The sequence below is a fragment of the Arthrobacter sp. Y3223164 genome (assembly GCF_059091005.1).
Window position 1 is genome coordinate 1 of record NZ_JBNHGF010000474.1, and the last position, 1840, is coordinate 1840.

Below are 1840 nucleotides of genomic sequence, written 5' to 3' on the forward strand. Positions count from 1 at the left end.
CTCGCGGCCACCGGGGCGGGAGCCTCGCCGCGGACCGCGGGGGCATAGCCGTGCGTGCGCTGCTCATTGCCACGGTCGGCATGATGCTGGGTGCGCTGGAAGTCAACGTCGCGGTGATACTGGTCCACTACGGCGTGCTGTTCCTGTGCGCGCTGCCGTTCCTGCAGCTCCGCCGCGGTGTGCTGGCGCTGTGGGCGGCCGGCTGGATCGTCGTCTCGCCGGTGCTGGCCCACGTGCTGCGGCCTTGGGCGGAAGCTGCGGTGCAGCCGGCCGGGCTGGGCCACAACCCCATGGTCTACGACCTGCTGACGCCGGCCACGCTGCTCAGCGATGTTTTCCTCACCGGCTACTATCCCGTGGTGCAGTGGCTGGGGTATCTGCTGGCGGGCCTGCTGATCGGGCGGCTGGAGCTGCAGCGCACCGGCGTGCAACTGGTGCTGCTAGCGGCCGGCGCGGTGCTGGCCGTGGCGGCCAAGGCGGGTTCCTGGTTCCTGATGGAGCGGCTCGGCGGATACGCGGAGGTCGCGGCGACCGAGGCGGCACGGCGGCCGGACTTCGATCTCGTGTACCAGGTGAACATGAGCTGGATCGAGCACGTGATGGCTGCCGTCAGCTCGGCAAGGCCGGTCCCCGTCGTCGCGGAGACGGGGTAGACATCCACCCGGGCGAGTCCGTCCCGCAGCAAAATCTCCCTCAGCGACCCCAGGACCGGTTGCAGCTGTCCCTCGGCCAGCCGGTCCACCTGGTTCAGCACCACCAGCGTCACCGCATCGTGCGAGGCCAACGGGCGCAAAAATCCCTGGTGCACGGCGGCATCGGCGTACTTTTGCGGATCCAGCACCCAGACCAGTACGTCGACCTGGCCGGCGAACCGTTGCACGATGGCGCGATGCTCGACGGCGGTGGAATCAAAGTCCGGCAGGTCCAGCAGGATCAGGCCGCCGTGCCCGGCGAAGGATCCGTCGTCCACCACGTGCCGGTTGGCTACCTGCAGCCAGTCCAGCAGCGGTTCGCTGCCGGCCGTTCCCCAAATTCCCGCCATTGCTTCGGACGTGGTGGGGCGGCGTGCCGCGACGGTGGCGTGGCGGGTGCCGGATACGGCGTTGAAGAGGGAGGACTTTCCGCTGCCGGTCGCACCGAAAAAGCCCACCACGGTGTGCTCGGCGGACAGGGAGCGGCGGGTGCTGGCCCGTTCCAGGACTTCGGTGACGGGTGCGAGTTCCGCTTCCGGCAGCACCCCGGCGGCGAGCTCGGCGGCCGTGTTCAAGGCATCCAGCCGTGTCTGCAGCAGGGAGGTCTCGGGCTGGCCCCGGTGGCGGCTCAATCCGGGGCTCCCGTGTCCGTCTTTGCCCCCAGCGCGTGCAGCCGCCCTTCCAGTGCGCGCATGGTCCCTGCGTCCTCCACCTCAGGGATCCGCGCCAGGAAGCGCTCCGCTTCGGCGCGCATGAGCCTGCGCGTTCGCTCCTGCAGCTCGGCGCGGGCCTTGCGCGCCAGCCTGCGTACGGCGTCCTCGCCGAAGACCGCTTCCAGCAGCTTCTGGCCCACCACGGCCGTTCCGCCCGCCACGCCGATTTCCAAGCCGGTCAGCCCTCCGGTGGCCGCGAATATCACCACCATCAGCGCTACCCCTAGGCCGTTGACTCCGAAGGAGAGCATGCGCGCGGTGAAGCGCTTGCTCTCACCCTCGCTGCGGATCAGGTCCAGCAGGTCTGCCTGCCACGCCCGGATTTCGCGGGCTACCTCGTCCGCAAAGCCCGCGCTGGGAGTCGACAGGTCTTCGCGTCCGAGCAGGCCCTGCCCGGCCGGGTCTGTCCGCCAGCGCGCGTCGGCCTCCTCCGCG

General features: G+C 70.1%; 2 protein-coding genes and 1 pseudogene. All 3 read right to left on the reverse strand.

What is annotated here, in order from left to right; genetic code table 11:
- Nucleotides 1-284: hypothetical protein (locus AC5RUJ_RS15535; RefSeq protein ID WP_494156162.1), on the reverse strand; the 284-nt coding region annotated here is incomplete at its 3' end.
- Nucleotides 285-349: 65 nt separating this feature from the next.
- A complete protein-coding gene (locus AC5RUJ_RS15540; RefSeq protein ID WP_494156163.1) occupies nucleotides 350-1324 on the reverse strand; it encodes a GTPase in 975 nt (324 codons plus the stop codon).
- Nucleotides 1321-1840, reverse strand: a pseudogene (locus AC5RUJ_RS15545) (ABC transporter); the annotation flags it as partial. The pseudogene AC5RUJ_RS15545 and the gene AC5RUJ_RS15540, both read right to left, overlap by 4 nt.